Annotated in this window: 8 protein-coding genes; 3 read left to right on the forward strand and 5 right to left on the reverse strand. The window is 66.3% G+C overall.

Going from position 1 to position 8,001, the window contains the following annotated elements; translation table 11 throughout:
* Positions 1-479: TolC family protein (locus tag AC1DSN_RS15475; protein ID WP_477331517.1), on the forward strand; the 479-nt coding region annotated here is incomplete at its 5' end.
* Between the two features lie 662 nt (positions 480-1,141).
* Here the strand turns inward: AC1DSN_RS15475 and waaA are convergent.
* The gene (gene waaA / locus AC1DSN_RS15480; protein WP_477331525.1) at positions 1,142-2,383 is read right to left on the reverse strand and encodes a lipid IV(A) 3-deoxy-D-manno-octulosonic acid transferase; all 1,242 of its coding nucleotides are present in this window, start codon (positions 2,381-2,383) and stop codon (positions 1,142-1,144) included.
* Positions 2,384-2,487: 104 nt separating this feature from the next.
* Between waaA and lpxL the strand changes: the two genes are divergently transcribed.
* Positions 2,488-3,405 carry an LpxL/LpxP family Kdo(2)-lipid IV(A) lauroyl/palmitoleoyl acyltransferase gene (gene lpxL, locus AC1DSN_RS15485; protein ID WP_477295889.1) on the forward strand — a complete coding sequence of 306 codons (918 nt, stop codon included), beginning with the start codon at positions 2,488-2,490 and terminating at the stop codon, positions 3,403-3,405.
* A 121-nt stretch (positions 3,406-3,526) separates the two neighbouring features.
* The gene (locus tag AC1DSN_RS15490) at positions 3,527-4,438 is read left to right on the forward strand and encodes a VirK/YbjX family protein (protein WP_477331519.1); all 912 of its coding nucleotides are present in this window, start codon (positions 3,527-3,529) and stop codon (positions 4,436-4,438) included.
* Here AC1DSN_RS15490 and AC1DSN_RS15495 read toward each other — a convergent pair.
* From AC1DSN_RS15495 to AC1DSN_RS15510, 4 genes are all read right to left on the reverse strand, one after another.
* Complete coding sequence (locus tag AC1DSN_RS15495; protein ID WP_477331521.1) at positions 4,385-5,179, reverse strand: glycosyltransferase family 2 protein; 795 nt, start codon at positions 5,177-5,179, stop codon at positions 4,385-4,387. The two genes, AC1DSN_RS15490 and AC1DSN_RS15495, sit on opposite strands and share 54 nt — an antisense overlap.
* Positions 5,169-6,446 carry an O-antigen ligase family protein gene (locus AC1DSN_RS15500; RefSeq protein ID WP_477295886.1) on the reverse strand — a complete coding sequence of 426 codons (1,278 nt, stop codon included), beginning with the start codon at positions 6,444-6,446 and terminating at the stop codon, positions 5,169-5,171. Before AC1DSN_RS15500 ends, AC1DSN_RS15495 begins: the two co-directional genes overlap by 11 nt.
* Complete coding sequence (locus AC1DSN_RS15505; protein ID WP_477331523.1) at positions 6,443-7,555, reverse strand: glycosyltransferase; 1,113 nt, start codon at positions 7,553-7,555, stop codon at positions 6,443-6,445. The genes AC1DSN_RS15500 and AC1DSN_RS15505 overlap by 4 nt, the downstream gene beginning before the upstream one ends.
* 88 nt (positions 7,556-7,643) lie before the next feature.
* Positions 7,644-7,850, reverse strand: coding sequence for a zinc-finger domain-containing protein (locus tag AC1DSN_RS15510; protein ID WP_046979305.1), 207 nt, complete (start codon positions 7,848-7,850; stop codon positions 7,644-7,646).
* Between the last annotated feature and the right edge of the window lie 151 nt (positions 7,851-8,001).

Here is an 8,001-nt window from a genome sequence, read left to right on the forward strand (position 1 = left end):
CCGGTTCCGCGGCCACCTCCGGCACCCTCGGCTCGTCCGGCAGCAACGGCCGTGGCGCGACCTCGGTCGGCCTGACGCTGAACGTGCCGATCTTCTCCGGTGGGCTCACGCAGTCGCGCGTGCGCCAGTCGATCTACCAGCGCGATGCCGCCCAGGACTCCCTGGAATCGGTGCGTCGCCAGGTGGTGCGTGACACGCTCAACTTCTACCGCTCGGTCGTCGCCGGCATCAGCAAGGTCGAAGCGACCAAGGCCGCCGTCGAGTCGTCGGAGAGTGCACGTGACGCGACGCAGGCCGGCTTCGAAGTCGGCACCCGCACCATCGTCGACGTGCTGATCGCCCAGCAGAACCTCACCTCGTCGCTCAGCGACTACTCGCAGGCCCGCCATCAGTTCATCCTCGACAAGCTCCTGCTGAAGCAGACGGCTGGCACGGTGGACATCAAGGACCTCGAAGCAGTGAACTCGCTGCTGCAGTAACGGCCGCGTTCCACTGCACGATGAAAAGGGCGGGCCTTCGGGTCCGCTTTTTTTTGTGCGGATAGCCGCTGCGCGGCTGGTGTGTTGAGCGGCGGTCGCCGCCTCACGCTCGTGGTTTCCTGGGAGTCGCGGTCGGATTGGCCCTTGGGGGGCCAACCCGACCGCGACACCGGACGTAGACGTTGCGTGTGGCACGAGCATCACGCCGCTTCGCCGCCGTGCGTCGCACGACTGCCTCAACRCACCAACGCGCCAACGCGCCTTCGTAGGAGCCGCTTCAGCGGCGAACCCTCAGGCTATCGGGTTTGCGAACAAGGCCTTGTGGTGATCGGGCGAGCGGTTGAGCCGCCTCCACGATGCGATGCAATGCCTCATTCGCAACGACGACCTCTGAGGCTTCGCCGATGAATCGGCTCCTACAACAGCAACAACACATGCTTGCTGGCGGTGCGCTTGACCCCACGCAACCTCGACGTTCGCTGCCGCGAGGGGCAAGGCCCTTGGGGACGCTTAAGCTGAGGGCGGCCCCGACTACCTTACAAAGCGAGAGACCAGCTACCGCCCGTCTCGAAGAGCCGCGCCGCGGCCCCAAGGGCCTTGCCCCTCGCGGCTCCCAACGCACCCGCAAGCGTGAGGCGGCGCAAGCCGCTGGTTACATGTTCCTATTCCTGCAACAGCCGGTCGACGAGTTTCATCACCTTGCCGACGGAGCCGCGTTCGCTGTCGAAGACGTGGCGGGCGGCGGTGCCCATGGCCTGGCGGCGGTCATGGTCGCGCAGGAGGGAGAGGACCTGCTCGCCGAGTTTGTCGGCGCTGGCGACGCGCTGGCCGCCGGACTCGTCCAGCAGGGCCTGGGTGATCTCTTCGAAGTTGAAGGTATAGGGACCCACCAGCACCGGCTTCGACAAGGCAGCGGGCTCGAGCACGTTGTGGCCGCCGATGGGTACCAGGCTGCCGCCGACGAAGGCGACGTCGCAGGCCGCGAAGAATCGCAGCAACTCGCCCATCGAATCGATCACGAAGCACTGGGTGCCGTGGCCCGGCACGCCGTCGGCGCTGCGCGTGCCTACCTGGAAGCCGAGGCTGCGCACCGAGGACTCCACCGCCTTGAAACGCTCGGGATGGCGCGGCGCGATCAGCAACAGCGCATCCGGCAGGCGTCGCATCACGTCGAGGTGCGCCTCGAGCACGCTCATCTCCTCGCCCTCGTGGGTGCTTGCCGCGATCCAGACCGGACGACCGGTGCCCCAGGCTTCGCGCATGGCCTTGCCAGCCACCAGCGCGTCGTCGGGTACCGGCATGTCGAACTTGAGGTTGCCGCAGACCGTGAGCTGGCTCGGCTCGGCACCGAGCAGACGGTAGCGCGCGGCATCCGTGCGCGACTGGGCGGCGATGTGGCTGACACAACGGAGCGCACCTTTCACCAGCGAGCTCATGCGTGAGTACCCGCGCAACGAACGCTCGGAGAGACGTGCGTTGGCGATCAGCAGGGGGATGCCATGGCGACGGCAGGCGAAGTAGAGGTTCGGCCAGATCTCGGTCTCGACGATCACGGCCAGCCGCGGGCGCGTGTTGCGCAGGAAGCTGCGCACCGCAAACGGCAGGTCGTACGGCAGGTAGAYGCTGTGGACACGATCGCCGAACAACTGGCGGACGCGCTCCGAGCCCGTCGGCGTCACTGTGGTCACGAGCATGGGCGCGTGCGGATAGGCCTCCATCAACGCCTTGACCAGCGGTTCGGCMGCATTGACCTCGCCGACCGATACCGCATGCACCCACAGGCAACCATGCAGGCGAGGCAGCGGGAAGCGGCCGAAGCGCTCGCGCCAGCGCACGTGATAGTCGCCGTAGCGCATGCCACGCGCCATCAGGCGAAGCATCACCAGTGGCGTGAAAAGGTACATGGCGCAGTTGTAGATCAGACGCAGCAGCACGGGGTTCCCTGGACTTCCCGGTGACCGGCCAGTATAGCCGCCCCCATTCGCTACAATGGCCGGACATGCCTGGAATGCCCCGCCCCTCCTTTACCCTCCGCCTGCTAGCGCCCCGCCACTGGGCCGCGTGGGTCGGCGTCGGCTTCATCTGGCTCATCGCGCACCTGCCCTTCCGCACGCTGATGCGCCTCGGACGCGCGGCCGGACGCCTTGCGCTCCACCTGAATCGGGAACGGCGGCGCATCGCCGCAACCAATATCGCGCTGTGCTTCCCCGAGTTGGGCGAGACCGCCCAGAAAGCGCTGCTGCGGGCCAATCTCTGCGACGTTGGCATGATGCTGGCCGAATTCGCGCTCGGCTGGATGGGCTCCGACCGCGCCATCGCGAACGTACCGGTCACCGTCGAAGGCCTCGAGCACCTCGAGGCCGCGCGTGCCGCCGGCCGCGGCGTCCTGCTCGTCGGCGGCCACTTCTCGCACCTCGAACTGAGCGCCCGCCTGGTCTCCTCGCGCATTCGCATCGCCGGCATGTACCGGCGGATGGACTCGGAGGTTTTCGAGTTCGCGGTGCTGCGCTCGCGCCTGCACTACGCCGACGCGATGTTCGACAAAGACGATATTCGTGGGACCGTGCGATATCTGAAGAAGGGCGGCACGCTGTGGTACGCACCCGACCAGGACATGCGCAGCAAGGACAACGTCTTCGTTCCGTTCTTCGGTGTCCGGGCCGCGACGATCACCGCGACGCATCACCTGGCCCGGTTGTCGGGTGCGCTTGTCATCCCTTTTTACCACCGCCGCCTGCCGGGCGATGCCGGCTACGCCATGCGCCTCGGTGCTCCGCTTGCGGATTTTCCCAGTGACGACGCGGAACACGACACCGCACGGGTGAACGTGCAGATCGAAAGCATGGCGCGTGAAGCACCTGAGCAATACCTCTGGGTACACAAGCGGTTCAAGACGCGCCCACCCGGCGAGCCGAAGATCTACTGATCCGGCTCGACCGCCGTTAATTACGCGCCTAAGCAGCTACTTCCCGTCAGCGACGACGAAAGCTACGCGAAAAAATACGAGCGTAGAAACGATTCGTCTACTCCCTGGACGGACCTTCCCCATGCAGTCGCTCCTCCGTTTCGCGCGCTCGCTGCGCGGCCGGGCCGAATGGCATAGCTCACGTTCACGTGGATTCAATGCCGCGATGACGTACATCGCGCGCGCGCTGCTTCACTGGCGTCGACACAGCGCGTGGCTAGCGTTCCTCGAATCGCCGGCCATGGCCGGCGTGACAGCGATCGACCGCACGCTGATCGAGCGTTACCAGCACCGCTACATGAACCGTCACTGGTCGATGATGCAGCGACTGGCGGCCACGCAGCAACATTACGCCTTCGCCGTGCGCCGTTTCCCCACCCCGTTGTTCAAACAGTTGTACTTACAGCGGGAAGTCGGCGTCGGGCGCCTCGTCCTGCGCGATGGCAGCGGACTGTCACTGGTGCTGAAGGCACCCACGCTCCGGGGCCGCGAGGGCGAATTGAGCCTTTCGCTCACCGACGACTGGGGGCTGCAGATCTCGTACGCGACCCTTTCGTTCGTGGACGACGGCCGTACGGTGATCATCGGTTGCCTGCAAGGTGCCGCGAACAATGCGGGACTCGATGCGATTCGCGAACTCACCCGGCAGTCGCATGGACTGCGTCCGAAGAATCTCCTGCTGTCGATGGTCCGTTCGCTGTCCGAGGCGATGGGCGCGCAACGCATACGCGGTATCAGCAACGAGGCCCATCCGTTCGCGAGCAGGAAAAAGATCAAGGCCGACTACGACGGGTTCTGGCAGGAGAACGACGGTGTCGCCGATGAAGAAGGCTTCTACGCGATGCCCGTGCATGAGCCGGTCCGTTCGGAGTTGACGGTGGAGAGCAAACGGCRCAGCGAATTTCGCCGTCGCGAAGCCTTGCGTCGGCAGGCGTGCGACTTACTCGTCGACGCCTTTTGCGTTCCGGGAATCACGGTCCACCAGGCGGCCTGAGACGCGGCGTTCGTAGAGCTTCGCGTACTTGAGGAACGCGTAGAACGCGTGCACGCGCGCGGCGACGAAGCCCGCCCAGCCGCCACGCCAGTGTCCGCGCCACAGGTAGTAGCGCAGGAAAGCAACCGTCGGATAGACAACCATGCGTGCACGCAGGTGGCGCGGCGTGCGCGTGCGCCGGTCGCGCACCTGCAACGACGAGTAGCGATTGGCCTTGTCCACGCGACCTTCGATATCGCGTTCGCCGTAGTGGTCGATCACGGCGTCGAGGCGGCGTACCGGCCCGTCGACGACGATGCTCTCGTGCACTTCGTGGCCGCTCATCCGGGCACGGGTGCGATCGAACAGACGGACATAGTGATTCAGCCGCGCATGGTCGGACTGCCAGCGCCAGAACACCCACTCCCGGCGGAGCAGCTCGAAGCCGGCGACATCGGGCGAATCCAGGGCCGCGCGTACGCGATCCGCCGCGGCGACCGGCAGGGCTTCGTCCGAATCCAGCAGGAGCACCCAGCGATGGATCGCGAGGTCGATGGCCGCCTGCTTCTGGGCGCTGTAACCGGCGAAGGGCTGCACTTCGACGCGTGCTCCCAGCCGTGCGGCAATGTCGCGCGTGGCATCGGTCGAGCCGGAATCCAGCACGAGGATGTCATCGGCGAAGTGAACGGAGGCCACGCAGGCCTCGATGGTGTCCGCGTTGTTGAATGTGGTGACGACGACCGATAGCGGCTCACGCGCCATCGCGCGGTTCCAGGTCAGGCAGGTCCGCAAACAGCGCGGCGCACCAGACCGACACGAGCCAGGCGGCAAGGAGGCCCCACCAGGCCGAGTAGAAGGCCATGTGCGTGTTCAGCGGAAAGAGGATGACGACCAGTGCCAGCGTGGCGGGGAAAGCCCGGTAGCGCGCGACGGTTCCGGCGCGCCACCAGGTGCGTACGGCCAGGACCACCGCTGCCAGCCACGCGAGCAGTCCGATGACGCCGGTCTCGGTCGCCACTTCCAGCACGAGCTGGTGCGCGTGGCAGGCACCTTCGCCCTCTGCGCATTTCTCGATCGTCAGGAAGTGGTCACCCGGTGTCGCCAGCGCGGGATAGGCATAGCGGAACCCACGGACACCGACACCGTTCACCGGATGCGCGGCGAACATCCGCAGCGACGTGGTCCAGATATCCAGCCTTCCGGTCAGCGCGTTGTCGACGCCGGCGCTGGTGCCCGACAAGGCGGGCAAGGTGTGCGCCACGCGGTCGCGAAAACGCGGTGACACCTGCCATGCAAGCAACACGACCACGGCCAGCGAAATAGCGGCTGCCGCGCACGCCACGGCGAATCGGCGCGGCGTCTTTGCCTCGTTCCAGAGAAAACCCAGCGCGACGAGTCCGTAGCAAAGCCACGACGCACGTGAGCCGGAAAGCAGGACAGGACCGAGGGCCAGCAGGAAGGCGATGACCAGGCCGCGACGTCCCCAGCGCTCACGGGCGCCCCACAGGAGGAAGGGTGCCAGGGCGGAAAGCGCCGGACCAAGCTTCAGGTTGTCTGCGCCGAAGATGCCCGAGAGGCGTTCAGCATTCGACGCGCCAGCGAGACCGTAGCCGGTGATGGCCTGTACCCAGGCATCGGCCACCCAGATCGCGACCACCACGGCGGTGGCCAGATAGAGGGCCCGCACCTTGCCCGGCCGACGTATCGCGAAGCAGGTGTACACACCCAGCGGTGCGAAACGGAGGATGCCAGCCAGCGTAAGCCAGCTCTTGCCCGGTGCCACGGCATCGATGACCGAGACAAGGGCGGCGCCTGCATAAGCCGCGAACAGCCACAGGAAGAGCTTCGCGCCGGGGTGATGGCGTATGGCCTGCGGCTCGCGAACCAGCAGCAGGATGCTGCCGACCAGGCAAAGGAACACGCCCAGCTCAGCGCTGCGGCCGAAGGGCAGCAAGGCTGGCACGAGCCAGATCGGCAACAGCGGCGAGGCCAGACCCGCCTTGATCGAACGGGCGATGGTGCCGCTCACGCGGTCGGCTCGCCCTGAAGCAGGCCGGCGTAGAGCGCGAGCGTGGCTTCCTGCATGTCGACCAGGCGGTAACTGCGCGGCGGCGGAATGGGTGGCGCGAAACGCAGCAGTTCAGCAGCACGCTCGACCAGCTTTTCGCGATCGCCCAGCGGTACGCGACCGGCCGGGTAGAGCTCGGCCAACAGTTCGCCGACGCCGCCATGGGCGTAGCCCATGACCGGACGGCACAACGCCAGGGCCTCGACCACCGTCCGCCCGAACGACTCGGGGCGAACGGACAGCTGCAGGACGAGGGCCGACATGGCGAATATGTCGCGAACATCGTCCCGGGCCGGGGAGATCACCACCTTGTCGTCCAGGCCGCGGGCATGGATGAGCTGACGCAGCTCGGCCACGTAGGCCTCGCGACCGGGCTCATCGGCACCGAGCAGGAGCAGGCGCGCGTCGATGGCCCGATGAATGAGATCGGCGAGCAGCTCGATCGCATCCGCATGGCCTTTCAGACGCGTACCACGGCCCGGGAGGGTCAGCAGCGGGGCGCCGGCCAGTTGCGGGTGTTCCTCGAAGAAGGCGCGCTGCCAGGTCTCGTCGGGCCGGTATCCGTAAGGGAAAGCGTCGGTATCGATGCCGCGAGGGATAACGGCCACCCGCGCCGTGTCGATGTCGTCGGGGTAATGACGCAGCACGTAGTCACGCAGGGTCTGCGAGACGACGATGACACGGTCGCCCCGGAGCAGGATGGCGCTATAGCGACCCGGCGAATTCAGTCCATGCACCGTCGTGACGAAATGGGGGCGGGGCTTGACGCCACGCATGGCCCACCAGCCGATCCACGCGGGCAAGCGTGACCGGGCATGGACGATGTCGGGCTTCACCTCGCGCAGGATGCGGCGAAGCTTGCCGACAGTGAACAGCGTGCGGAGCGATTTGTGACCGATCGGCACGGTGAAATGCTCGCTCCCCTCGGCCTCGAGCTGGGCGACGAGGCGCCCGCCCGCGGAGACCACGACCGAGCGGTGTCCCGCAGCGACCAGCGCCCTGGCAATTTCCAGGGTCGAACGCTCGGCACCACCCGAGTGAAGGGTGGGGATGAGCTGTACGACGGTCATCGTCCGATCTGGGAAGACGGTGGCCATGGGCGGTCCGAGAGGAAGGAGTGTCACGGGCAATGCAGGAAGCATGCCCGCGCGGGGCCGTTCAGTCTTTCAATACGTAATTGGCGCCGCAATACGGGCACTTGGAAGTGCCGCCGTCGTCCACGATGGGCAGGTAGACCTTGGGATGCGAGTTCCACAGGTACATGCCCGGCATGGGGCAGGATAGCGGAAGGTCCGCCTTGGTCACTTCATAACGGTTCTCGGCGTTGGCCGGAATCAGCTTGGCGGCCGCAGGATTGGCATGCATTGGGGAAACTCCGGACAAGGCCGTGGAACTGGGGTCTGCGATGGTAGCAAAAAAGGAATTGGCTCTCGGTGGAATTGCGGTTTTCGGGCTTCCTCCGGGTTCACCCGCTTGAGTGCCTGCCGCGGCGGGCCCAGACGTTGCTGCGCAGAGC

The sequence above is a fragment of the Luteibacter sp. P4_D7_3 genome (assembly GCF_056401735.1).